General features: G+C 65.9%; 19 protein-coding genes and 2 pseudogenes. 11 read left to right on the top strand and 10 right to left on the bottom strand.

All coding sequences use genetic code 11. The features are described 5' to 3' along the window. Positions 1–2: 2 nt before the first annotated feature. A complete protein-coding gene (locus ACQPZ2_RS14610; protein WP_433526022.1) occupies positions 3–1,688 on the top strand; it encodes a class I adenylate-forming enzyme family protein in 1,686 nt (561 codons plus the stop codon). A 76-nt stretch (positions 1,689–1,764) separates the two neighbouring features. Here ACQPZ2_RS14610 and ACQPZ2_RS14605 read toward each other — a convergent pair whose 3' ends face one another. Continuing rightward, positions 1,765–2,745: an NAD(P)H-dependent flavin oxidoreductase gene (locus tag ACQPZ2_RS14605; protein WP_433526021.1), complete on the bottom strand. Its 981-nt coding sequence runs from the start codon at positions 2,743–2,745 to the stop codon at positions 1,765–1,767. 155 nt (positions 2,746–2,900) lie between these two features. Between ACQPZ2_RS14605 and ACQPZ2_RS14600 the strand changes: the two genes are divergently transcribed. Continuing rightward, positions 2,901–3,284, top strand: coding sequence for a hypothetical protein (locus tag ACQPZ2_RS14600; protein WP_433526020.1), 384 nt, complete (start codon positions 2,901–2,903; stop codon positions 3,282–3,284). Between the two features lie 63 nt (positions 3,285–3,347). Here ACQPZ2_RS14600 and ACQPZ2_RS14595 read toward each other — a convergent pair whose 3' ends face one another. The 6 genes from ACQPZ2_RS14595 to ACQPZ2_RS14570 all read right to left on the bottom strand — a co-directional run bounded on the left by ACQPZ2_RS14595 (position 3,348) and on the right by ACQPZ2_RS14570 (position 8,972). Then, a complete protein-coding gene (locus tag ACQPZ2_RS14595) occupies positions 3,348–4,430 on the bottom strand; it encodes an acyl-CoA dehydrogenase family protein (protein ID WP_433526019.1) in 1,083 nt (360 codons plus the stop codon). Next, positions 4,427–5,629, bottom strand: a complete 1,203-nt coding sequence (locus tag ACQPZ2_RS14590; protein ID WP_433526018.1) for an acyl-CoA dehydrogenase family protein — start codon at positions 5,627–5,629, stop codon at positions 4,427–4,429. The genes ACQPZ2_RS14595 and ACQPZ2_RS14590 overlap by 4 nt, the downstream gene beginning before the upstream one ends. 76 nt (positions 5,630–5,705) lie before the next feature. Next, the gene (locus tag ACQPZ2_RS14585) at positions 5,706–6,488 is read right to left on the bottom strand and encodes an enoyl-CoA hydratase/isomerase family protein (protein WP_433527427.1); all 783 of its coding nucleotides are present in this window, start codon (positions 6,486–6,488) and stop codon (positions 5,706–5,708) included. Positions 6,489–6,493: 5 nt separating this feature from the next. After that, positions 6,494–7,471, bottom strand: a complete 978-nt coding sequence (locus ACQPZ2_RS14580; protein ID WP_433526017.1) for an acyl-CoA dehydrogenase family protein — start codon at positions 7,469–7,471, stop codon at positions 6,494–6,496. Beyond that, the gene (locus tag ACQPZ2_RS14575; protein ID WP_433526016.1) at positions 7,468–7,806 is read right to left on the bottom strand and encodes a hypothetical protein; all 339 of its coding nucleotides are present in this window, start codon (positions 7,804–7,806) and stop codon (positions 7,468–7,470) included. Before ACQPZ2_RS14575 ends, ACQPZ2_RS14580 begins: the two co-directional genes overlap by 4 nt. Then, the gene (locus tag ACQPZ2_RS14570; protein ID WP_433526015.1) at positions 7,803–8,972 is read right to left on the bottom strand and encodes an acyl-CoA dehydrogenase family protein; all 1,170 of its coding nucleotides are present in this window, start codon (positions 8,970–8,972) and stop codon (positions 7,803–7,805) included. The genes ACQPZ2_RS14575 and ACQPZ2_RS14570 overlap by 4 nt, the downstream gene beginning before the upstream one ends. 116 nt (positions 8,973–9,088) lie before the next feature. On the opposite strand from ACQPZ2_RS14570, the gene ACQPZ2_RS14565 reads away from it, so the two are divergent. After that, on the top strand, positions 9,089–9,895 hold the full coding sequence (locus ACQPZ2_RS14565; RefSeq protein ID WP_433526014.1) for a FadR/GntR family transcriptional regulator: 807 nt from the start codon (positions 9,089–9,091) through the stop codon (positions 9,893–9,895). A 10-nt stretch (positions 9,896–9,905) separates the two neighbouring features. Here the strand turns inward: ACQPZ2_RS14565 and ACQPZ2_RS14560 are convergent, their stop codons facing one another. The 3 genes and pseudogenes from ACQPZ2_RS14560 to ACQPZ2_RS14550 form a co-directional block, all read right to left on the bottom strand. Next, entirely contained in the window at positions 9,906–11,354 is a 1,449-nt protein-coding gene (locus ACQPZ2_RS14560; protein ID WP_433527426.1) for an aldehyde dehydrogenase family protein, read from the bottom strand. A 19-nt stretch (positions 11,355–11,373) separates the two neighbouring features. Next, the gene (locus tag ACQPZ2_RS14555; RefSeq protein WP_433526013.1) at positions 11,374–12,294 is read right to left on the bottom strand and encodes an SDR family oxidoreductase; all 921 of its coding nucleotides are present in this window, start codon (positions 12,292–12,294) and stop codon (positions 11,374–11,376) included. An 81-nt stretch (positions 12,295–12,375) separates the two neighbouring features. Next, positions 12,376–13,035 (bottom strand): annotated as a pseudogene (locus tag ACQPZ2_RS14550) (cytochrome P450); the annotation flags it as partial. A gap of 153 nt (positions 13,036–13,188) precedes the next feature. On the opposite strand from ACQPZ2_RS14550, the gene ACQPZ2_RS14545 reads away from it, so the two are divergent. The 8 genes and pseudogenes from ACQPZ2_RS14545 (at position 13,189) to ACQPZ2_RS14510 (ending at position 23,934) form a co-directional block, all read left to right on the top strand. Continuing rightward, positions 13,189–14,478 carry an amidohydrolase family protein gene (locus ACQPZ2_RS14545; RefSeq protein ID WP_433526012.1) on the top strand — a complete coding sequence of 430 codons (1,290 nt, stop codon included), beginning with the start codon at positions 13,189–13,191 and terminating at the stop codon, positions 14,476–14,478. A gap of 119 nt (positions 14,479–14,597) precedes the next feature. Beyond that, positions 14,598–15,875, top strand: coding sequence for a TetR/AcrR family transcriptional regulator (locus ACQPZ2_RS14540; protein WP_433527425.1), 1,278 nt, complete (start codon positions 14,598–14,600; stop codon positions 15,873–15,875). A 467-nt stretch (positions 15,876–16,342) separates the two neighbouring features. Further along, a pseudogene (locus ACQPZ2_RS14535) lies at positions 16,343–17,083 on the top strand (dihydrodipicolinate reductase); the annotation flags it as partial. Between the two features lie 177 nt (positions 17,084–17,260). Then, positions 17,261–18,871 carry an SMP-30/gluconolactonase/LRE family protein gene (locus ACQPZ2_RS14530; RefSeq protein ID WP_433526011.1) on the top strand — a complete coding sequence of 537 codons (1,611 nt, stop codon included), beginning with the start codon at positions 17,261–17,263 and terminating at the stop codon, positions 18,869–18,871. 7 nt (positions 18,872–18,878) lie between these two features. Continuing rightward, positions 18,879–19,733 carry an SDR family NAD(P)-dependent oxidoreductase gene (locus ACQPZ2_RS14525; protein WP_433526010.1) on the top strand — a complete coding sequence of 285 codons (855 nt, stop codon included), beginning with the start codon at positions 18,879–18,881 and terminating at the stop codon, positions 19,731–19,733. Between the two features lie 15 nt (positions 19,734–19,748). Further along, entirely contained in the window at positions 19,749–21,119 is a 1,371-nt protein-coding gene (locus ACQPZ2_RS14520) for an aromatic ring-hydroxylating oxygenase subunit alpha (protein WP_433526009.1), read from the top strand. Positions 21,120–21,167: 48 nt separating this feature from the next. Continuing rightward, positions 21,168–22,988 carry a flavin-containing monooxygenase gene (locus ACQPZ2_RS14515; RefSeq protein WP_433526008.1) on the top strand — a complete coding sequence of 607 codons (1,821 nt, stop codon included), beginning with the start codon at positions 21,168–21,170 and terminating at the stop codon, positions 22,986–22,988. Between the two features lie 31 nt (positions 22,989–23,019). Beyond that, complete coding sequence (locus ACQPZ2_RS14510) at positions 23,020–23,934, top strand: SDR family NAD(P)-dependent oxidoreductase (protein WP_433526007.1); 915 nt, start codon at positions 23,020–23,022, stop codon at positions 23,932–23,934. Position 23,935: the final 1 nt, after the last annotated feature.

Here is a 23,935-nt window from a genome sequence, read left to right as displayed (position 1 = left end):
CGATGGCCACAGCTGAACCCGCACAACCTGTTTCGATCGCCAAGGGGCCGCCGCTCGCCGAGGAGCCTGGTATCGGCGCGCGCACGCTGCCCGGATTTCTGCGTGAGGTGACGCGGCTGTACGGCGATCGCGAGGCGGTGGTGGGGCGCACCGTTCGATGGAGTTACCGCGAGTTGTGGGAGCGTGCGGTCGAGGTGGCACGCGCGCTGCGTGCCGCCGGGGTCGGGCACGGCGGACGGGTCGGTGTGCTGATGACCAACCGTCCCGAGTGGATCGCGGCGGTGTTCGGTACCTCCCTCGCCGGGGGCGTGGCGGTCACGCTCAGCACCTTTTCGACCACCGCCGAACTGGAGTATCTGCTCGACGAGTCCGGCGTATCGGTGCTGCTGTTCGAACGCGACGTGGCGGCAAGGGATTTCGCCGCGATCCTGACCGAGTTGGAACCGCGGATCCACACGGCAGCGCCCGGCTGCTTGCACTCTGTCCGCTTTCCCTTCCTACGCCGTCTAGTCGTAGTCGGAGAACCGATGCCGGACAACGCAATCGAGACCTGGGACGAGTTCTTGGCGCTCGGCCGCACCGAACCGGCCGGTGTGATCGATGCGATCGCGGCGGCGGTCCGGCCGAGCGATACCGCCGTGCTGTTCTTCTCCTCTGGTTCCACCAGCCGCCCCAAGGGCATTCTCAGCGCACATCGCGGTGTCACGATCCAGATGTGGCGCTTCCGCCGCATGTACGGATTCGTCCCAGCCGACGATGTCCGCTGCTGGACCGCCAACGGATTCTTCTGGTCCGGCAATTTCGCCCTGGCGCTGGGCGCGACGCTGGCCAGTGGCGGTGCGATCGTGTTGCAGCCGACCTTCGACGCCGCCGAGGCGCTGGAAATCATGCAGGCCGAACAGGTCAACTTCCCCTTCGCCTGGCCACACCAGTGGGCCCAACTGGAGGCCGCGCCCACGTGGGGCAGCGTGGACTTGAGTAGCATGCGGTTCGTCGACCGCCGCAGCCCATTGGCGCGACACCCCACGGTGTCGAGTCGCTGGGACGAGCCGAATCACGCCTACGGAAACACCGAAACATTCACCATCACAACGGCTTTCCCGGCGAATACACCTGACGAAATACACGCGGGCAGCAGTGGTGTACCGCTGCCCGGCGTCACGATCAAGATCACCGACCCGGTCGCCGGGACCGTCGTACCGCGAGGCGAAGCCGGCGAGATCTGTGTCAAGGGACCCACGCTCATGTTGGGCTACATCGGTACGCCCCTGGACGAAACGCTCGACGCCGAGGGCTTCTTCCACACCGGCGACGGCGGCCACCTCGACGACACCGACCGACTGTTCTGGGAAGGCAGGCTCACCGACATCATCAAAACCGGCGGCGCCAACGTCTCACCACTCGAGGTCGACGAGATACTCGCCGCCTATCCCGGAGTCAAAGTCGCCCGAACCGTCGGCGTACCACACGAAACCCTCGGCGAACTCGTGGTCGCATGCATAGTGCCGCACACCGGAACCCCACTCGACGCCGAGGAAATCCGCACCTTCGCCAAAGCCCGCCTGGCCAGCTACAAAGTCCCCCGCGCAGTACTGTTCTTCGACGAAGCCGACCTCACCCTCACCGGCAGCGCCAAAATCAAATCCAGCGACCTCCGCGCGCTTGCGGCCGAGCGCCTCACGCAGTAGTCGCGCGCTTCAGTCCAATCCGAGGTCGAGCTGATTCCAGCTGATAGTCACGTCGAGGGGGCCGCGGATTCCTGCATTAACCGGCCAGCTCGGCGACTGCTTGTTTTGCCGGCACCACGCCGTCGATCCGGAGCACCGACTCACCGGCATACAGTGCGGCCCGATCGACCCACTGCTCGGGCATTCCTTCCAGCGGAACTGCTGGACTGAACAGTGGAATCGCTGGCCGCTGCATCCGCAGCGCCGTTCCTTCGCTTCTCTCGGGCACCACACGGGCCAGCGGGGCGCTGAGCGAGTTGATCAGCGCCGGAAGCCGCCGCGCGGCCCCATCCGCGCGGCACCAACGATCGGTAGCGGTGTTGGGCACCACCCGATGCCGCATCGGCCAACTCAACCCGAACAGAGTTGTCTCCAGCGTCGTACGGGCGGCGAGGATTCGACGCTGGTATTCGCGGTGCGCGCCGGATTCCTCGGTGAGAACGAAGCGGGTCCCGGCAACCACTCCGGCCGCACCGGCGGCCAGCGCGGCACCAGTGTCACCGCTCGTTGCCACACCGCCTGCCAGAAACACCGGACGGTCCTGCGCCACCACCAGTGCTCGCGGCAAGAAATCCAGGGCCGCAACAGTTCCCACCAGATGCCCACCCGCCTCGCGGCCCTGAGCGATGAGACCGTCCGCGCCCCATGCCACGGCAGCACGGGCCTGGTTCTCGGTTCCGACCATCACCAACACGAACACACCCGCACCGCGAAGCTCACGCACCAGCGCGGCATCCCCACCGAAGGCGACCACCACGACATCGACACCGGCTTCGATACAGGCTTGGACATGACGACGGCGCGTGAACCGCATCAGCAGATTGACCGCCACAGAACGACCGGGAGCCTCGTCGCGCACCCGTCCGATCGCGGCCCGCAAATCGGTCGTGGGCAGCAGGCCGATCGTCCCGAGCCCACCCGCGCTCGCGACGGCAGCGGCCAAACGGCCGCCCGCAACGCCTGCCATCCCCGCCTGCGCGACGGGAACATCCAACCGAAGCCTGTCCAGCACATCCACAACCCCGACCCTAATCACCTGGGCCGCATCCCGACCGGACAACACTTTTCGCGAGTCCGCGCGGCCCCTCGCGGATCAGCGGCAGCGGGTGGCTGGTGCCGGTTCGCCCGGTCGATTCACGGGCTGGGGCCACAGTGGATGGATAATCTCGCGGCGTGCATTCACATCTGATCTTCCACAATCCTGCTGCCCTGCCGCATGACGTGGTAGTCGCGGTGTTGGAGCGGGCGCTCGCTGACCGGGCGCATGAGCCCGACGCGGCGGATGCTCTGGTGGGGAGTGCCTTGAACGACGACGACCGGGAGTTCGTCGAGCACTGGTGTGTGCAGGTCGGAACGCGGGCTGTGCCGGGTAGCCCGCTGCTCGGGCTGGTCGGCCTGTGCCTGGGACATACTGCTCGACGGTTCGGACGGCTCAGCGATGAGGCCGTTGCGCTGGCACGCTCCTTGGCGGCGCGCGCTGAGGTGGATCCGTCGGACGTGGACGGACGGGCCCTCGACGGCCTCGACGATGTCCGGAATTTCCTGCACCTCTGGTGAGGGATCCGGTGAGCTCACCCACCGATACCGCGACTCGCGTGGACGGGCGACCGCTTCAGCGGATCAGCGGTAACGGGCGGCCAGGTGGCGGCGGTGGGTGGCCGGGGAGCCGAAGAGGGAGCGGTTGAGGGCTGCTCGTTTCAGGTAGCGGTGGATTCCGCTTTCCCAGGTGTAACCGAGGCCGCCGTGCAATTGCATTGCCTTGCCCGCGATTTCGACTGCGGCGGTGCAGGTGTAGGACTTCGCCATTGCGGCGGCCACCTGGGCTTCGGGGGAATCGGTCACCAGCTGCCGTATCGCGGTGCTGACCAGTTGCCGGGCGACGGTGGTTTGTACGAGCATGTCGGCGCAGGCGTGCTTTACGGCCTGGAATGAACCGATCGGGCGGCCGAATTGGGTGCGGGTGCTCGCGTAGGCGACTGTGGCCGCCAGCATGGCCTCGCTGAGGCCGAGGCTGTCGCAGGCGATTGCCACGGCCGCTCGATCGTGCAGCCGCCGGATCGCGGCGGACGGGTCGCCTGCGAAGCGCCACACAGCGTCGTCCGGGACCGCGATCGCATCGGCGGTCACGGTGCCGAAACTCCGGGTCTCGTCGAGCATCGGCTGGGCTGAGCAGATGGCCGCGTCCGTCGCGAGGGCGACGATGACCGGGATACCGTCGGGATCGGCGGCGACCAGTAGCAACCGATCGGCGGCGACCGCGTCGGGAACGAATTCCGCACGGCCACAAACCTTCAGCTGTCCTGCCGGTCCGTCGAGCCGGAACGGTGCCGTGGCGTCGCAGTCGGCGGCGAATGCCACCGTGGCCATGGCCGCACCCGCCGCGACAGCAGCGAACAACTCGTCCCTGGCGGATGTGGGGGCGAGTAGCCCGCAGACTCCAGCGGCCGAGGCAGCACTCGGATAGCCGCTGGCGGCCACCGCGCGACCCAACTCCTCGAGCACGATCGCCACCTCGGCGAAAGTCGCTCCGGCACCGTCGAACTCCTCCGGCACCTCCAAGCCCAGCCAGCCCTGGGCGGCAGGCACTCGAGGTTCGATGCGCTCCCCCGGCGCGACGGTCGCGAGCACGTCGCGGGTAACCGCTCGCAGTTCGTCGTGGATTTCGGTGAAATCCGGTTCGCTGCGAACTGTTCCGGCCTTCATGTCGCTGCCGGTTCGCGGGGCAGGCCGAGGCCGCGTTCGCCGATGATGGTGCGCTGGATCTCGCTCGTCCCGCCGGGAATCGTCCATTCCCATGAGCCGATGAAATCCAGTACCCATGCCCCGGACTCCCAACCACCCGACATCGGTTTGCGCAGCACCGTATGGGCGGCCACTCCCCCGATCTCCGCGCCGAAATCCGTTACCCGTTGGAGTAATTCGCTGTAGAACAGCTTCACGATCGAGGCGTCGGCCGGGCCGACGGTTCCGGCATCGTGGCGTTGCACCAGGTCGCGGCACAGTGCGCGCAGACCGGCGATCTCGGTTTCGAACCCGGCCAGACGATCGGCCACCACGGGATCATCGATCGGACGCCGTCCCGTCGCGTCCGGCCCGGCGCACGCCCGCAGCAGCCACCGGAATCCGGCGTTGCCGAGTCGTTCGGCCAACTCGAGCATGGTCAATCCGCGCTCGGCGCCGAGGGTCTGCTGCGCCACCTGCCAGCCCGCGTGCTCCGCGCCGACCAGTTGGGTGGCGGGAATGCGCACCTCGTCGAGAAAGATCTCGCAGAAGTGCGATTCGCCGGTGGCCTGCCGGATGGGCCGCACATCTATGCCGGGTGTGCGCATATCCAACAGAAAATACGAAATGCCCTGGCGTTTGGTCGCTTTCGGATCGGTGCGCGCCAGCAGCAGGCACCAGTCGGCGTATTGCGCTCCGCTCGCCCATACCTTCTGCCCGGTGACGAGATAGCCGTCGCCATCGCGGCGCGCCGCGGTGGCGAGCGCGGCCAGATCTGATCCGGCCGCGGGCTCGGAGAAACCCTGCACCCAGATCTCACCGTCGAGAATGGCGGGTAGATGTTCGCGGCGTTGCGCCTCGCTGCCCGCGGACAGCAGCGTCGCCGCCGCATGGTGGATGGCGACGAATGCCAAGACCAGCCGCGGCGCATCGTGTGCGGCGAGCTCCTGATAGAGCACTATCTGCTCGGCGACCGGCATCCCGCCGCCCCACGCCTTCGGCCAATGCGGCACCGCGAAGCCGCCGCCACGCAGTTCCTGGAACCACCATTGCTGAAACGCCACGAATTCCGCAGCTGTACAACCAGTTTGCGCCTGCCTCCAGTCGGCGGGGATGTGCGCTCGGCACCAGTCCCGCACCTCGGCCCGGAAAAGGGCCGGATCGCGGCCTGCCGCGGTCATCGGGAGACCGATCTCACCGCGTCGGCCACGCACCGTCGTCCCGGCATGCCGGGAGGTTTACCCCGAACCGCCCAGGTCATCGCCGCGCCGCCTTCTGCCGCAGGGCCGATAGCCGTTCACGATGCTCGGCGGACTGCATAGTCACCACCTCGGCGGCGAAACCCGCCTGCAGCGGACCGCCGAGCGCCTGCGAAAGGTACATATTCACAACACGTTTGGTGCTGCGCAGGGCCTCCACGGGCTGGGCGGCCAACCGTTCGGCCAGCAGCCGGGACTCGGCGAGCAGTTGCTCCGGCGCAACGACACGGGTGGCCAGGCCGAGTTGGACCGCGGTAGCCGCATCGATGCGATCGCCGGTGAACAAGTATTCCCTGGAACGCAGGATCGGGGTGAGCAGCGGCCAGAATGCGGCGCCGCCGTCGCCTGCGACCAGGCCCACCGCGACGTGCGGATCGGCCAGATACGCCCGCTCCGATATGAGCACGACATCGCACAACACGGCCACGCTCGCCCCCAGTCCCACCGCCGCACCGTTGACGGCGGCGATCACCGGCAGCGGAAAGCGCAGCAACTCCTCGACGATCTGCGCACCCTCCCGGATACTTTCGTCCCGCGCAGCCGGATCGTCGAGAAATGAAGTGATCCAATCCAAATCGCCACCGGCACTGAAGGCCCGGCCCGCGCCGGTCAGGATAACCACCCGCGCCTCGCGATCTGCCGCCAACTGCCGCCAGACATCGGCCAGCGCCCAGTGCAGCGCTGCGCCGACCGCGTTCAACTCGTCGGGCCGGTTCAGCACAACCGTGCGGATCGGCCCATCGCATTCGACCGTCAGCGCGGCCGGTAGGTCGTACCGCACGTCGCTCACACACCCGTCGGGTCGGAATACAGCCCGGCTAGACCGGCACGATCGATGCTGCGAGTCAGCAGATCCTCGGCGGCCGAGCGTCCCAGCGGCAGTCGGCGAATCGGCCTGCTGTACCGCGATAACCACGACAGCGCCGACTCGTCGCAGAAGCCGAGTGCGCCGTGCAACTGGTGCGCGACGCGGAAGACGATATCAGCGGCCTCCAATGCGGCCAGCCGCAGCGCGAGCGCGTCGTCGACCGCGGCATCGCTGCCGGTATCGATGCGCCACAACGCGTACCGGGCCAGCATCTCCACGCCCCGGCGCTCGACCTCCGCATCGGTCAACTGGAACTGCACCGACTGGAACTGCGCGAGCGGACGGCCGAATTGCTCGCGCGTCATGACATGCGTGCGCGCGAGATCTATTGCGCGGTCCAGCATTCCGAGGAGCGTCCAGCACGGCAGCACCAGCCCCAAAGCCAGATGCGTCGTACCGGCCTGGCCGGAGTCGCCCCAGTGGGAAAGGCCCTTGCCGTCAATCGGGTGCACATCCAGCTGTGCGACGAACACCGATTCTCGCGGCGACGAATCCACCTGCCGCACCGACGCACACCCGAGTGCACCGTCCAGTGTCACTGCCCCCCAACGCAAGTCGAGATCCGCCACCGGAGCGGCCGGTTCCCGGCCGGACACCACGACCAGTCCGTCGACACCCAGTCCGACCGGCCGCGCCAACCGCTCGGCCACCGGATACGGCAGCGCCCAGTAGCCCGCACTACGGCACAATGCGGCAGCGGCTTCCAACTCGGCGGCATCGCGCAACGGCTCGAGCTCCCACGCACCGAGTTCACCGAGCACCGACGCGATCAGCGTCCGCCGCAGCCCGGGCTCCCCCTCGCTCCGCCGCACCAACTCGTCTCCCCCGGCAGCCTGCAGCGCACGCCGCACCTGCCAACCGAATTCCCGTGCCTCCGAACATAGTTCGATATTCATACCGCCTCCCCCACCCAGCCGGACACCCGCAGCACCAGCTCGTCGTACTTGGCGGGCAGCATCTGCCCGGGGAATTCCTGCGCCTCCACGCATAGTTCGAAATTCGTGCTGCCGCCCCATCGAGCCGGACTCCCGCTGCACCAACTCGTCGTCCCTGGCGGCCAGCAGCGCGCCCAGCACCTGCCCGCCGAATTCCTGCCCCTCCACGCATAGTTCGAAATTCGTGCTGCCGCCCCCGCCCGCCCGAACACCCGCAGCGCCAACTCGTCGCCTCCGACCGCATGCAGCACTGGTCCACCGAACTCCCGTGCCTGCGAACATAGTTCGATTTTCACGCCGCCTCCCCCACTCCACCGGACGCCCGCAACAGCGACCGCGCCAGCAGAATCCGCTGCATCTCGATACTGCCCGAGGCGACCGTCGCGGCGTTCGCGTACCGCCAGTGATCCTCCACGGCACGTCGGAACCGCTGTTGCGCTTGATCATCCGCGGCGGCGAATGCGGCGATCTCGGACAGCACCGCGGCGCTGTCCTGGTCGAGCCGTGTCACCGCGATGCGATAGGCCGCTGCGTCGCCGGGTGCGACCTGCCCGGCGCTCTGCAGCGACAGCACCTGGTAGGCGAGCAGGCGGGCCCGCCTGCAGTGTGTGAGCAGGCGCGCCCAGCTGCCGCGCAGCTCGCGGGGCAACTCGTCCCAGCGCTCACCCAGTACCGCGGGTGCGGCCTGCAGCAAGCGTTCGCAGCGGGCATACCGGGCGATGCCGACCCGCTCGAAGGCCAGCACCTCCTGCACCACCGGCCAACCTTCGCCGACCTGACCGAGCACATCGGCCTCGGTGGCCCGGACGCCGTCGAAGAAGACCTCGTTGAGGTGATGCGGCCCGAGCATGGACCGGATGGGGCGAACCTCGATGCCCGGATCCGACATCGGCAGCAGGAATACGGTCAGCCCCTGCTGCTTGCGTTCCCCCTTGGAAGTCCGTGCGAGGAGGAAGCACCACTGCGCCATGGTGGCGTAGGAGGTCCAGATCTTCTGGCCGGAGATGCGCCAGCCGTCGCCGTCGCGGCGGGCCACCGTGCGCAGCGATGCGAGATCGGAACCGGCATCGGGCTCGCTGAAGCCCTGACACCAGATCACCTCGCCGCGCGCGATCGGCGGCAGATGCTTGCGCTGCTGCTCCGGGGTGCCGTGTCGCATGATGGTCGGGCCCACCCAGTTGACGCCCATATATTGCGCGCCGCGCGGCTCGTGATGGGCCCACATCTCCTCCCGGACCACGGTCTGTTCCCAAACCGAGGCGCCGCGACCGCCGAACTCTTCCGGCCAGGCCAGACACAGCAGGCCGCGCTCGGCGAGGATGCGGGAAAACCGCTGGGCGACCGCGAGATCCGCGGGATCGTCGGTGAAAGCGCCGAGAAAATCCGCGGAGACCTCGGCGGCTACCAGCCGGCGTAGCTCACTGCGTAGCTCGGCGGCGGCCTCACCCATCGTGAAGTCCATACGGCGGACATTACGTCAATCCTCATAAGGATAGCAATATTTGAATGGTCACAAGCCTATGAGTAAACTCCCTGCATGGATGAAAGGCGGCTTGCGATGGACGAAAGGCGGTCTGCGTGACCAACGCCCGGCGCGGCCGGATTCCGCAACGCCGCATCGCGGAGAGCGTCGCCGCGGAGCTGCGCGCGCGCATCCTGTCCGGCGACGACGACTACCGGCTCCCCACCCAGGATCAGCTGGTGCAGGATTTCGGTGTCAGTTACCCCTCGATCCGGGAGGCGCTGCGCATCCTGGAGACCGAGGGCTTGGTCACCGTCCGTCGCGGCAATGTCGGCGGCGCCGAGGTGCACCGCCCGGACCAATCGTCGGCGGCATATCACCTCGGTCTCGCGCTCCAGGGCGCCCGGGTCACGCTGGGCGATCTCGCCGCGGGCCTGCGGACGCTCGAGCCCATGTGCGCCGCCGAATGCGCCCGCCGCGAAGACCGCGCCGAGGTGGTCGTGCCCGCACTCGAAGCCAATATCGAGGCATCCGCGGCATTGATCGGCGAAGGCCTGCCCTTCACCCATACCGCGCGCGACTTCCACGATCTCATCGTTTCGTTCACCCCGAATGCGACGATCCGCTACGTGGTCAGCAGCCTCGTCGCCCTGTGGTCGTCGCAGGAAGAGGCCTGGGCCGAGGTACTCACCAAACGCGGTGAATACCCCTCCGAGGCCGAGTCCGAGGAATCCGTTCGCACCCACCGCCGCCTCCTGAAGGAAATCGCCGCCGGACGGGCCGAGGCGGCGGAACGGCTCTATCGGGCCCACCTCACCGCGACCCAAGCATTGGTACTGGAGCGTTTCGACAACGGCATCGTCAACGCCACCTCCGACATGGCGCGCCAGGCGATCCAGGCAAGTCGAGGGCCACGGATCTAGCGTCCGGAACTCACATCGCGGGAAAGGCGATGGATTTGACCTCGGTGTACTGGTCGAATCCGGCGATGCCGTTCTGGCGGCCCACCCCGCTGGCCTTGTATCCGCCGAAGGGGGTGTCCGCGCCGTAACCCGCGGTGCCGTTGATGCCGATGAAGCCCGCGCGTAATCGTGCGGCCACGGCAAGCGCGTGCTCCACGGATCCCGACATCACGTTGCCCGCGAGGCCGTACGGGCTGTCGTTGGCTATGCGAACCGCATCGTCCTCGTCGTCGTAGGGGATGACGACGAGCACCGGACCGAAGATCTCCTCCTGGGCGACGGTCATCGAGTTGTCCACATCGACGAAAAGCGTTGGCTCGACGAAAAATCCCCTGTCGAAGCCTTGTGGCTGCTCGGCGCCGCCGACGAGCAACGTGGCGCCTTCGTCGATACCGGTCCGGATATAGCCGCGAATGCGACTGCGTTGCTTATCGGAGATGACCGGACCGCACAGCGTGGCGGGATCCTGCGGGTCGCCCGGTGCGACCCCCTCATACATCGCCTTCAGAATCGCAACGCCCTCGTCATACCTCGACCGCGGCAACAACAGTCGGGTGGGATTGGCGCAGCCTTGACCGGCGTGCATACACGGCGCAATACCCATCATGCAGCCCAAGGCCAAATCGGCATCCTCCAGGACGATGGTCGCCGACTTGCCGCCGAGTTCGAGGAACAGGCGCTTCATCGTCGCCGCGCCCTTAGCCATGATCCGTTTGCCGACGGCGGTGGAACCGGTGAAGGAGATCATGTCGACCTTCCCGGACAGCGTCAGTTCCTCGCCGACCAAATGGTCTGATGCGGTGACGATATTCATCACACCCGGTGGTATGTCGGTCTTTTCGGCGATCAACCGGCCTAGCCGGGTGGCATTGAAAGGGGTATCCGGCGCGGGCTTCAGCACGACGGTGTTGCCGGTCGCCAACGCTTGACCGACCTTGTGGATGGTGACCTCGAAGGGGAAGTTCCACGGCACGATCGCGCCGACTACGCCCACCGGCTCACGCCAGACCTGCCTGGTCGTGTGCACGCCCGTGACCGACACCAGCGCTTCGCCGAGGGAGGTTCGCCATGGATAACCGTCGATCAGCTCAGCCGGAAACCTGAGCGCATCCACCAGTGGCGCGTCCAGTTGCGGCCCCATCGTGATCGCCCGCGGGCAGCCCGCCTCGAGGACGAGTTCCTCGCGCAATTCCTCCCGCTCGGACTCCAATGCGTCCTGCAATTGCAGCAGACAGCGTTGCCGGAAGGCATGATCGGTGGACCAGGCCGTTTCGTCGAAGGCGCGGCGGGCGGCATCGATGGCCACCCGCATATCGAGTTCGGAGGCGTCGGCGACGGTACCGAGCACCTCCTCGGTGGCGGGGTTGATGTTGTCGAATGTCCCGGCCCGGCCGTCGACGAGCTCCCCGTCGATCAACATCCTCGATTCGTGAACAGTGTCAGGCATTTCTCTCACTCTCGTGCGAAGGGAAGTCGGCAGGTGGTGGGTGGCTCGCGGCACCGGACCGTGGAATCCCCAGCATCAGACGGGTCAGGTGGTGCAAGGCCGCGGCGGGCAGAATGCGACTGGCGGTCAACAGCATTCGCGCATCCGGACCCACCGCGTGGCGCACGAACGGTGCGGTGCCGCCGAGCGCTCGGGCGAGCCCGGCGGCGAACTGTTCCGGCGAGCGGGCCGCGTACTTCATCGCCGCCCGCCCGCGCCGGTCCATGGTGCGGTGATGGCGGGCGTACGGCCCGTCGAGATCACGGCAATCGGTGGTCCCCGCATCGGTGATGATGTCGGTGTCGTAGGTCCCCGAGACCAGAACCGTGACCCCTACGCCGAACGGCGCGACCTCGATGGCCATCGATTCCCCCCACCGCTCGAGTGCGCCCTTGACCGCGGAATACGCTGCCGTAGCGGGCATTCCCCGCACACCGGCCTGGCTGGAAACCAATACGATGCGCCCGCGGCCCGCCGCCCGCATCGCAGGCAGGAGCGCCTTGGTGAGTGCCACCGGGCCGAACAGATTTGTCGCGAACATTCGCTCCCACACGTTCACCGGTGTCTCCTCGACCATTCCGGCCGCGGAGACGCCGGCGTTGTGCACCACCGCGTGGGGAGCGCCGACCGCACGGATGATGGCAGCCGCGGCCTCCTCGATCGACGACGGATCGGTCAGGTCGAGCCGGATGCCGATCAAGCGCGGATCACCCTGTTGCGCACCGGTCTTCGCGCGCAGCTGATCGAGCCCGGTATCGACGGAACGCATGGCTGCGACTACTCGCCACCCCCGCCGGTAGAGATGCGCCGCGGAGGCGAGTCCCAGACCTCGCGAAGCCCCGGTGATGACAACGCTGCGCGATTCGTTCGGCATTGATCCTCCGTGTCGTTCGAACGCGTGCCAAACCTAATATTTGTTCAGAGACTAGCGACGGATGGATCGGTCGGTCAATCACTATCGGTCCCATACCACTTCGAGGTGCGGCGGGGATCGGAAGAACGTGCCCGCGACGTACGGCGTCGGGGCCTCGGGATCCATGCGCAGCCCCGGCAATCGGTCCAACAGCGCTTCGAAGATCGCGATGCTCTCGAGCCGGGCAAGATGCATGCCGAGGCAGACGTGCGCGCCATGACCGAAACCGATGTGCGGCTTGCGTTCCCGGAAAATGTCGAAGCGCTCGGGATCGACCCACCTACGCTCGTCGTGGTTGGCGCTGCCGAGGTTGACCGCCATCAACGAACCCGCCGGAATCGCCACACCGTGGAACTCGATATCGTATGTCGTCTCACGCATGAAGTTCAGCAGCGGCGTTTCCCAGCGGATGCCCTCCTCGATCGCCTGGGGCAGCAAGCCGCGGTCGGCCTGGACCGCGGCCAGTTGATCCGGGTGTGTGAGCAGTGCGAAGGCCAAGCTGGCGGTGGATCGCGAGGTGGTTTCCGCGCCCGCGGGCAAGAGGTTTCGCAGGAACCCGTAGATCTGCTCATCGGACATCTTGACGCCGTCGATATCGGCCTGCGCCAGCACAGTGATCATGTCGTCGCGGGGCACGCGCCGACGCTCGGCGAGGATACCGACGAAATACTCACGCAACTGCGCCGAGGCCCGCAGCGCGGTGACGCCCTGTGTCAGTTCATCGGCCATGTGACGACTCCTCGACGCACCTAACTTTTGTTCGGATCGTAACCCTTCGGGAAGCGATCCATCGACCGTTGACCAAATATCTGTTCAGAGTTACAGTCCGAACGAACGGTAGACAAGGAGCGCGGTATGGACATGAACGACTTCGTACTCGTCTCGGTCGACGACCATCTCGTCGAACCGCCGGACATGTTCGACAACCACATCCCCGCCAAGTACAAAAACGATGTGCCCAAGCTCATCCAGCGAGCGGACGGCACCGATGCGTGGGTGTTCGAGGGACAGGAAGCCACCAATGTCGGCCTGAACGCGGTGGCGGGCCGACCCCCGGACGAGTACGGCGCCGAGCCGACCAAACTCAGCGAGATCCGCGACGGCTGCTACAACATCCACGAGCGCATCCGCGATATGAACGCCAATGGCGTTGCCGCAGCGCTGAATTTCCCGTCCTATCCGCAATTCTGCGGTCAGTACTTCGCCCGCGCCGAGGACAAGGACCTGGGCTTGGCCGTACTGCGGGCCTACAACGACTGGCACATCGACGAGTGGTGCGGCGCCTACCCGGGACGAATGATCCCGCAGGCGCTCCCCCCGATCTGGGATCCGGAACTCATGGCCGAGGAGGTACGACGGGTGGCGAAGAAGGGCTGCCACGCCGTCACCTTCTCCGAGAACCCGGCCAAACTGAACTATCCCTCACTGCACGACCCGCACTGGGATCCGTTCTGGCAGGCGTGCAGCGACGAGAACACCGTGGTGAATCTGCATATCGGCTCGTCGTCGAGCGTGGTCATCACCTCGGTCGACGCACCGGTCGACGTGATGATGACCCTGCAGCCCATGAGCATCGTGCAAGCCGCCGCCGACCTCATCTGGTCGCCGATGCTGCGGAAGTTCCCGGATCTGACCTTCGCGCTGTCCGAGGGCGGGATCGGCTGGGTGCCCTACTTCCTCGAGCGCGTCGACCGGGTGTACAAGATGCACCGGGCGTGGACGCACCAGAACTTCGGCGACCGGCTGCCCAGCGAGGTCTTCCTCGAACGCATCGCGCTGTGCTTCATCGACGACGGCTTCGGCGTCGAGAACCGGCACAACCTCGATCTCGACATGGTCGCCTGGGAATGCGATTACCCGCATTCGGATTCCACCTGGCCGCTGGCTCCAGAGACACTGGCCGGTTACCTCGACGGTGTGCCCGACGACGAGATCGACAAGATCACCCACGCGAATGCGTTGCGGCTGTATTCCTTCGACATGTTCAAACATCTGGCCGAGCAGGACGCCACGGTCGGCGCACTCCGGGCGCAGGCCACCGACGTCGACCTGGGATTCCGTTCATCCGAACGCCTCAAGAAGACCGGCACCGATACCGTGACGGTCCTCGACCTGGCCCGGCAACTGCCGACGCCGTCGGCTTGAGCCCCTCTGCTACCGTTGAACAAACATTGGGTAGCCCTAATTATCAGGGGCCCATAACGGCGGCGAGGTGTCGGGGAGGTGTTGTGGGGCGTGGCCAGGGTAAGCCGGCGCAGCGCGATGTGCGGCCGCGCGCCATCGCCGCCGATATCGGCCACGCCTACGACGACGGCACCCGACGCACCGAGATCCTGCAGACCGCCGCATCCCTGATCGCAACCTCTGGGCTGCGCACGTCGCTGCAGGAGATCGCCGACGCGTGCGGCATCCTCCCGGGCAGCCTGTACCACCATTTCGAATCCAAGGAAGCCATCCTCGTCGAATTGCTGCGCCGCTATCACGCGGACCTGGACCAGGTCGCGCAGCGGGCACAGGACCGGTTGAACCATCCGGACTCGCGACCGCCTTTCGATCGAATCGTCGAACTCGGTTCGGCGATCGCGCAGTGCGCGGTCGCCCATCGCGCCGCCCTGCAGATGTCGTTCTACGAGGGGCCGAGCTCGAAACCCGAGCTCGTCGAATTGACCAGGCAGCGACCGACCGCCGTACTCGACGCAATGCTGCAAACCCTGCGCGCCGCGCGGTGGAGCGGCTACCTGCGGGCCGATGTCGATCTGCCGATACTGGCCGATCGGATCTGTCAGACGATGCTGCAGGTCGGTTTGGACGTCATCCGGCACAAAGGATCGCCGGATCAGTTGGCCACCTTGCTGTGCCGAATTCTGCTGGAGGGCTTGGCCACACGGCAGCACACCGATGCGGAGCTCGACCGTTCCGCCGCCTTCCGCGCCGCCGACGAAGTCGTCCGGAGCTGGTCGCAGGAGAGCGAGCCCGATGACAAGGCGGCTCGCGTCCGCGCCGTCGCGCGGGCCGAATTCGGTCGCCGCGGATATGAGAATACGACCGTCCGCGATATCGCCTCGGCCGCGGGACTCGGCACCGGGACCGTGTACTGGCTGATCGGCTCGAAGGAGGAGTTGCTCACCTCGATCATGCAGTCCTTCGGTGAGAAGATCGGCCTCGGCTGGACGAATGTGCTGCGATCGGATGCCTCGGCGGTCGAGAAGCTGGATGCGCTGAGCTGGATCAATACCAACGCGCTCGATCGTTTCGGTGACGAGTTCCGCATCCAACTGGCGTGGATGCGGCAGTCGCCGCCCGACACCCCGAATCCGGGCTGGCTCTTCACAAAGCGGCTGCGACAGATGAAAACATTGCTCGCCGAAGCGATTCGATCGAATGAGATCGAGGTCGACAGTCCGTCGAACGAGATGCTCGCCCGCTGCGTGATCGTCGTGGGCTGGATCCCGGAGAACATCCTGCGGGATATCGGGACGCACGCGTCCCAGATTCACGTCCGCGACACCGTGTTGCGCGGCGTCATCGAGCGAGCGGGTTGATTCGTAAGGCACCTCGGCCGAGCCACACAATCCGGTCGATTTTGACCAAATTTCAAGCTAAGCAGTCACCCTGACGGCTTCCCGGAACGGTTGCCTGGCAGACCGACGTCAGCCAATCGCGATCAACGCCATCGGCTGACAGCCGGATCTTGAACTCGTGGGGCCATCCACCAGTTTGGTGTATCCCGTTCCCTGGAACAGGTCAAAACGCTCCAGGGACCTGACGGATTACTCCGCAGGGTTGGCCTGCAACCGAAGCCGCAGGTCTGCTCGTGGCAGTACCACCGCCTTGCCTAAGCCTGGTCTTACACGGTTTCCAGCAAGCGTTTAACGTCCGACGCAACTCGCCTAGACGGTGACATGGTGTAACGAATAACGGACTGGCAGCTTGGTTTTCACTGCTAGTCGACTTCACCCAATCTACATCACGATGTGACGTTCTGGCGCAAAACGGGCGAACAGCTACGCCCCCGGCGTACTACTCGCCCGAATGGCGCGACCAACTCGAGGCCGCCGCGAAGTCCAGCAAGGCGTCGTTCTATGCGTCCGGCATCTTTCCGGGATTCGGGTCGGATAACCTGGCGCTGCTGCTGGCCACGCAGTCCAAGAAGATTCGATGCGTCAAGGCGACCGAAGTCGCGTTGAACGACCACTACCCGGTGGCCGACGTGATGACGGACGGGATGGGTTTCGGCAGGCCGCTGGATTTCGAACCGATGCTCGCGACCCCCGGATTCATCGAAATGGCTTGGCGGGCACCGATCTACCTGATCGCCGAAGGTCTCGGCGTCGAGGTGGAGCAGGTGCACGGAGCACTCGATCGGCAAACAACAGAGCGGGATATCGAAGTCGCCTTCGGCACGATCGCCGCCGGAACCTGTGGCGCCGTGCGCACCCGAGCCGCGGGCGTCGTGAACGGCCGGGAAGCGATCGTGATCGAGCACATCATCCGGATGTCTCGCGATGTGGCCCCGGACTGGGCGACATCGGAATTCGATGCCACCTACCGGGTCGACATCGAAGGCGATCCGGATATCCACTGCGCGATGAACCTTGGCGCCGCCGAGGGGCACGGGGCAGGGCACGCCGCGATGACTGCGACCGCGATGCGTGTCGTGAACGCCATCCCGTTCGTGGTGGACGCGCGAGCCGGATTGCTCAGTTCCCTCGATATGCCGACCACCCTGCCACGGTACGCATTCGACTGAGTGCGAGAACAGCATTCTCGAAACCCGGAATGTCGACTGGCGAATTTCGACCAGTCAAGTATTGCTATCCTTATGAGGATTGAAGTAGCGTGAGCCCACGAAAAGTGGCCTGCGTCACGACCACCGATCCCGGCCCGGCGTGCAGCACCACATCGTGGACATCGACCTTCTCTTCGCATGGGAGGCCCCGCCTTGACTCGAGGGGCGCGCTATACCAGCACCGCACCAGTAACTCTCGCCGCAGGCTGGAGTCTGGAACGACTCACACCGCCGAGCCGACTGTTCGGCGCCAACGGATTACGCACCGGTCCCGACGGACGCATCTATGTCGCCCAGGTGACCGGCAGCACGATCAGCGCCCTGGACGTCACCACCGGACAGGTGGAAACCATCAGCGCCAAGGGCGGCGACATCATCGCACCCGATGACGTCGCCTTCGACGACGCCGGCAATCTCTACGCCACCGAGGTGATGGACGGCCGGGTCAGCGCACGCGGCACCGACGGCCGCAGTCGGCTGCTGCGCGACGATCTGCCCAGCGCCAACGGCATTACCGTGCATGAGGGACGGCTGTTCGTGAACGAATGCCGGGTCGGCGGGCGGCTGATGGAACTGCCGCTCGACGGTAGTGCACCGCGCGTCCTCGTGGAGAACATCGCGATGCCCAATGCCATGGAGGTCGGCCCCGACGGCCTCCTGTACTACCCGGTGATGGGGAGCAACGACATCTGGCGCATCGATCCCGAAGGCGGTGAACCCGAACGCGTCGTCGGCGACCTCGGCGTCCCCGACTCGGTGAAATTCGATGCCGACGGATTCATCGTCTCCACTCAGGTGGCCAGCGGCGAGGTACTGCGCATCAACCCACGCAACGGCGAACGCCAGGTGCTGGCCGCCCTGACACCGGGGCTGGACAACTGCACCTTCGTCGATGGTCGGCTCTTCGTTTCGCACTTCACCGGTGCGATCACCGAAATCCTCGGCGGCGGCGAAACCCGGGAAACCCTTCCGGGCGGCCTGAATTGGCCGCTGGATCTGACCGTCGGACCCGACGGAATCCTGTACGTCGCCGACGGTACCTACTTCTACGCGCTGCGGCCCGGCGGCGAACCGCAAACGGTCGGGATGCTGTTCACACCGGGCTACCCGGGCTTCCTCCGCGGCGTAATCGCCGTCGGTCCAGGCGAATTCATCGTCACCACCGCGAACGGCGAGGTCGGCCGCTACCTTACCGGTGCATCCGAAACCGAGGTGCTGGCCGAGGGGTTCGACCAACTCTACGGCGTGGCAGTGGCCCCGGGCGGGGCCGTCGTGACCGCCGAACTCGGCCGGGGACGGGTGCTGTCGATCCGGTCCGGCACAGTCGAGGTGCTGGCCACGGGGCTGAACGAGCCGCTCGGAGTCGCCTTCGGCGCGGACGGCACCTGTCTGGTCTCCGAATCCGGTGCGGGACGGATCATTTCGATCACGGGTGCGGGAACCGACACGGTTGTCGACGGCTTGGACAAACCGCAAGGCATCCTCGTCCGCGACGGAGAGTTGTTCGTGGTCGACGCCGGAGCCAAAACGCTGATCAGTGTCGATCTGACCACCAACGCCCGCCGGATCATCGCCCGTGACCTGCCGGTCGGCGCACCGGCCGGGGTAACGCCCAAACCGCTGCACGGTTTGCCGCCGTTCTCCGGACCGCAGGGGCCCTTCGCCGGGATCGCCGCCGGTCCGGATGGCACGCTCTACCTTTCCGCCGATGCCGAGGGCAGTGTCATGGCGCTGCGCCGGACCGAATGAGCCGATTATGACCAACGCGGACAACGACTTCTTCGGCCTCGGCGGACGCATTGTCATCGTCTCCGGCGCGGGCGGCGGCGGTATCGGCACCGCGGTGACCCGCATGGTCGCGCGGGCCGGGGCCACCGTGCTCGCGGTGAGCCGATCCGCGGAAAATCTCGGCAAGCACATCGAACCGCTTGCCGCCGAGGGACTTTCGGTCGTATCAGTGGCGGCCGACGCATCCACCGACGTCGGCGTCGCCACGGTGCTGGAGCGAGCGCGCCTGCTCGACGGCGAACTGTACGGGCTGGTCAATGTGGCAGGCGGCGCCGCGCCGTCGACCTGGATGCCCTCGACCCGGGTGACCCGCGACGACTGGCGTGCCCTGTTCACCCAGAACCTCGAAACGATGTTCTTCATGAGCCAGTCGGTCGCGGCGGAGCTGAAGTCGCGGGGTCGTCCGGGATCGATCGTCTCGATCTCATCGATCAGCGGTATGAACACCGCGCCGTTCCATATCGCTTACGGCACAGCCAAAGCCGCGCTGGTGGCGGCCACCCGGACCATGGCCGTCGAACTGGCGCTGGACGATATCCGGGTCAATGCCGTCGCCCCCGGCGTGACGGAAACGCCCGCCTCGGGCGCGTATGTCGGCGACGATGTCGAGCGCGATCGCCGGGCCATCGCCATGGGCCGCCGCGGCCGGCCGCACGAGCAGGCGGGGGCGATTCTGTTCCTGCTGTCCGAGCTGTCGAGCTACATCACCGGGCAGACCCTGCTCGTGGACGGCGGTCTGAATCTGAAATGGCCCCACCTGGGCGCCGACAATACCTCCCTATTTCTCGAGGACGAGTCGTTCCGCGCGGCAATCACCCACTGACATCAGGAGAATGCCATGACCGAAACCGTCGAGAACGCACAAGCACCGGCCGAGCCGTTATCGACGCCGATGACGATCGGCGTGGAGGCGTATCTGTCCGAGCAGTACGCCCGCGCCGAGCGGGACAGGCTGTGGGCCAAGGTGTGGCAACAGGTCTGTCGCGTGGAAGAGATTCCACGGGTCGGCGATTTTCTCACCTACGACATCCTCGACGACTCGTTCATCATCCTGCGCACCGCGCCGGACACCATTCGCGCCTATTACAACGTCTGCGCGCACCGGGGCCGACGGCTGATCGACACCCCGCCGGGCGCGCACGACGCCCGCGGCAGCCGCAAACAGTTCGTCTGTGGTTTCCACGGCTGGCGCTACAATCTGGAGGGCCAGAACACATTCGTACCCGAACGCGCGGACTGGACCTGCGGGTTGACCGAGCGCAACGACGGGCTGCGGCAGGTCGCGATCGACACTTGGGGCGGCTGGGTCTGGATCAATATGGATCCGGAATGCGAACCGCTAAGGGAATATCTGGAACCCGCGGCCGGTCTGCTCGACCCCTTCCACCTGGAGAATATGCGCTACCGGTGGCGGCGGTGGCTGACCTTCGACTGCAATTGGAAGGTCGCCTTCGAGGCGTTCATGGAGACCTACCACGTGCCCTACACCCACCCGGAGTTCATGAATTTCGGCAACTTCCTCGGCTGGGGACGGGCCCAGGGCAAGCACAGCAATATCGGTTACGACGCACCGAAAGGTATGGAGGAGAACCAGGGCAAGCTGCGGATCGGCAGCGGCCCCGACGCTCGCCTGTCCACCGCCCAGCTGCAGAACTTCACATGGGACAACGCCAATACCAACACCACCGAGTCGATGGTCGCCGTCGCCAATCGGCTGGCCGACGAACTGCCCGAGGGCACGCCCCCGACCGAGGTACTGCGGTATTGGCTGGACACGTGCCGCCGCGAGGACGCCGAGCGCGGCGTGATCTGGCCGACCGTGGACCCCGAAACCGTCGCGAAGAGCGGCACCGCCTGGCAGATCTTCCCCAACTTCCAGATCGGCCATGCCTTGAACAACATGCTGTGCTACCGATTTCGGCCCTACGGCTACGACCCTGACAAATGCATTTTCGAGGCCGCGGTGTTCGAACTCTTCCCGGCGGGCGAGGAACCGGAAACGGAGTGGATCTACACACCGGTCGGCGATAAGGACTGGCGGACGGTGCTGCCACAGGACTTCGACAATATGGCCGCCGTCCAGCAGGGCATGAAGTCACGCGGTTTCTCCGGCCCCAAACCCAACCCGTATCGCGAACGCACCATCGTCAACCTGCACCACAACCTGGCCAGGTACATGGGCACCGGCGAACCGCACGAACTGCGCTGACGCCCCGTTTTCTCGACCTGAATCATCATCAGTAACAAAGGAATTGGCATGCAAGACTGCGCACCCACGCAGACCCCCGACGTCGACAAGGCGGCGCTGAGAGCGAAGTACCTGGTCGAGCGGGACAAGCGCCTGCGTCCCGATGGCGGGAACCAGTATCTGCAGGCCGAGAACGAATTCGCGGAGTTCTACGAGGGCGATCCGCACCTGCCGGTCGTGCCACGGGAGCCGATCGCCGATGACATCGAGGTGGTGGTCATCGGTGGAGGTTTTTCGGGTCTCATCACCGCGCACCGCTTACAGCAGGCCGGTGTCGCCGACTTCCGGATCATCGAATTGGGCGGCGATTTCGGCGGTGTCTGGTACTGGAACCGCTACCCAGGCATCCAGGTCGACTCGGACTCCTATTGCTATCTCCCCCTGCTCGAGGAAACCGGCTTCATGCCTAAGGAGAAGTTCTCCCACGGCGACGAATGCTTCGAGCACGCCCAGCGCATCGGCAAGCATTTCGGGCTCTACGAGAAGGCGATCTTCCACACCCTGATCCGCTCGCTGGCATGGGATGAGCAGCTCGAGCGCTGGCGCATCGCTACCAACCGTGGCGATCAGATCCGGGCCCGCTTCGTCGTCATGTGCCAGGGGCCGTACAACCGGCCGAAGCTGCCGGGTATCCCCGGCATCACCGACTTCAAGGGCCACACTTTCCACACCGCACGCTGGGACTACGAATACACCGGCGGCGATCTGCACGGCGGGTTGGACAAAATAGCCGACAAGAAGATCGCCGTCATCGGCACGGGTGCCAGTGGCGTCCAGGCGATTCCGCATCTGGCGCGTGGCGCGCGGCATCTCACCGTTTTCCAGCGGACCCCGTCCTACATCTTCGAGCGCGACAACCACCCCACCGATCCCGAGTGGGTACGGACGCTGCAACCGGGCTGGCGGGCCGAGCGGCAGCGCAACTTCCACAACGCGGCCTTCGCCTTCTACTCCCCCGGCGAACCGGACCTCATCTGCGACGGTTGGACCGAGGTCGCCCGCAACCTGGCCGCCAAGCTGAATCGCGGCAATCGCTGGGCGGAGCTGACGCCCGAGAAGTTCATGGAGTGGAAGGAAGACGAGGACTACCGGGCGATGGAACGGCTCCGGCGGCGCGTCGAGGAGATCGTCGAGGATCCGCAGACTGCGGAAAAGCTGAAGCCGTACTACCGCAATATGTGCAAGCGGCCGGTCTTCAACGACGATTACCTGCCGACCTTCAATCGACCGAACGTCACGCTGGTCGATGTGTCGCAGAGCAAGGGCGTCGAGCGTATTACCGAAAAGGGCATTGTCGCAGACGGTTTCGAGTACGAGGTCGATTGCATCATCTTCGCGAGCGGATTCGAGATCACCACCGGCCTGGACCGCCAACTCGATATCGAGCCGTTCGCGGGCCGCGAAGGCAAGTCGCTCTACGACCACTGGGGCAAGGGATTCCGCACGCTGCACGGCGTCATGGCGCACGGCTTCCCCAACCACTTCGCCACCGGTTTCATTCAGGGCGGTGTGACCGCGGCGACGACCCTGATGTTCGAGCAGCAGGCCGATCACATCGCCTACATCATCAAAGAGGCGCAGAACCGTGGCGCGGCCATTGTGGAGCCGACCGCGGAAGCCGAGGCGGAGTGGGTCCGGACGATCCGGGCGAACGCCTTCGACAACAGCGCCTTCGTCATGGAATGCACGCCCGGCTACTACAACGGCGAGGGCGAGCCGAACGGGCGTTCGTTCCTCGGTGATCCCTTCTGGGGCGGCTTCTACGTACTCGAGGAGTTGCTGCAGGCCTGGCGCGATGCGGGCGACCTGCGGGGCCTGACGCTGAGCTGACCGGTATCGACCTATCGGGAGAGGAAACCCATTGTCGGAATTGAGATTCGACGATCGTGTCGCCGTAATCACCGGCGCCGGACGTGGTTTGGGGCGCGCATATGCCGAATTGCTGGCCGCCCATGGCGCGAAGGTCGTGGTCAACGATGTCGGCGGCACCGTGCGCGGCGATGACACGGCAGGCGATGTCGCGGCCGAGGCGGTGCGGGCGATCACCGACGCCGGTGGCACGGCGGTCGCGTCCACCGATTCGGTCGCCACGCCCGCGGGCGGTCAGGCGATCATCGATACCGCGTTGGATGCCTACGGTCGCATCGACATACTCATCCACAACGCGGGCAATGTGCGCTACGGCTCATTGACCGAATTGAGCTACGAGGATTTCGACGCCGTCGTGGACGTGCATCTGCGCGGCGCCTTTCACATGGTGCGGGCGGCGTTCCCGCGGATGAGCCGGGCGGGCTACGGCCGGGTGGTGCTGACGTCGTCGATCGGCGGCATCTACGGCAACCTGGCGGTCGCCAACTACGCGGTCGCCAAGGCCGGTGTGATCGGACTGTCCAATGTGGTCGCGTTGGAGGGGGCCGAGGTCGGCGTCAAATCGAATGTCATCGTTCCGGCCGCGCTGACCCGGCTGGCCGAAGGTCTCGATACCTCCGCCTACCCGGATATGCGCCCCGAACTGGTGGCACCGACGGTGGGGTGGCTGGCCCACGAATCCTGTTCGGTCAGTGGGGAATTGCTGGTATCCATCGCCGGACGGGTGGCGCGCGCCTATATCGCCGAGACGCCGGGGGTGTATCAGCCGTCCTGGACCATCGACGAGGTCGGCGCGCGCATCGACGAGATCCGCGACACCGGGAACTCCTGGGTGCTGCCGCCGGTGCCGTCCGCCTTCGGCGAACACATCGGGCGCAGCTTCGCGATGGCGACGGAATGGAAGTGAG

It is taken from the genome of Nocardia pseudovaccinii, from assembly GCF_050942345.1.
GTDB lineage: Bacteria > Actinomycetota > Actinomycetes > Mycobacteriales > Mycobacteriaceae > Nocardia > Nocardia pseudovaccinii.
This window is presented reverse-complemented; position numbering and strand designations above follow the sequence as displayed.

Coding starts and splice junctions, on each gene's coding strand:
- ACQPZ2_RS14610 (WP_433526022.1), top strand. CDS start 3: ATGGCCACAGCTGAACCCGCACAACCTGTTTCGATCGCCAAGGGGCCG.
- ACQPZ2_RS14595 (WP_433526019.1), bottom strand. CDS start 4,430: ATGAAGGCCGGAACAGTTCGCAGCGAACCGGATTTCACCGAAATCCAC.
- ACQPZ2_RS14590 (WP_433526018.1), bottom strand. CDS start 5,629: ATGACCGCGGCAGGCCGCGATCCGGCCCTTTTCCGGGCCGAGGTGCGG.
- ACQPZ2_RS14580 (WP_433526017.1), bottom strand. CDS start 7,471: ATGAATATCGAACTATGTTCGGAGGCACGGGAATTCGGTTGGCAGGTG.
- ACQPZ2_RS14570 (WP_433526015.1), bottom strand. CDS start 8,972: ATGGACTTCACGATGGGTGAGGCCGCCGCCGAGCTACGCAGTGAGCTA.
- ACQPZ2_RS14560 (WP_433527426.1), bottom strand. CDS start 11,354: ATGTTGATCGACGGGGAGCTCGTCGACGGCCGGGCCGGGACATTCGAC.
- ACQPZ2_RS14555 (WP_433526013.1), bottom strand. CDS start 12,294: ATGCCGAACGAATCGCGCAGCGTTGTCATCACCGGGGCTTCGCGAGGT.
- ACQPZ2_RS14545 (WP_433526012.1), top strand. CDS start 13,189: ATGGACATGAACGACTTCGTACTCGTCTCGGTCGACGACCATCTCGTC.
- ACQPZ2_RS14530 (WP_433526011.1), top strand. CDS start 17,261: ATGGGAGGCCCCGCCTTGACTCGAGGGGCGCGCTATACCAGCACCGCA.
- ACQPZ2_RS14525 (WP_433526010.1), top strand. CDS start 18,879: ATGACCAACGCGGACAACGACTTCTTCGGCCTCGGCGGACGCATTGTC.
- ACQPZ2_RS14520 (WP_433526009.1), top strand. CDS start 19,749: ATGACCGAAACCGTCGAGAACGCACAAGCACCGGCCGAGCCGTTATCG.
- ACQPZ2_RS14515 (WP_433526008.1), top strand. CDS start 21,168: ATGCAAGACTGCGCACCCACGCAGACCCCCGACGTCGACAAGGCGGCG.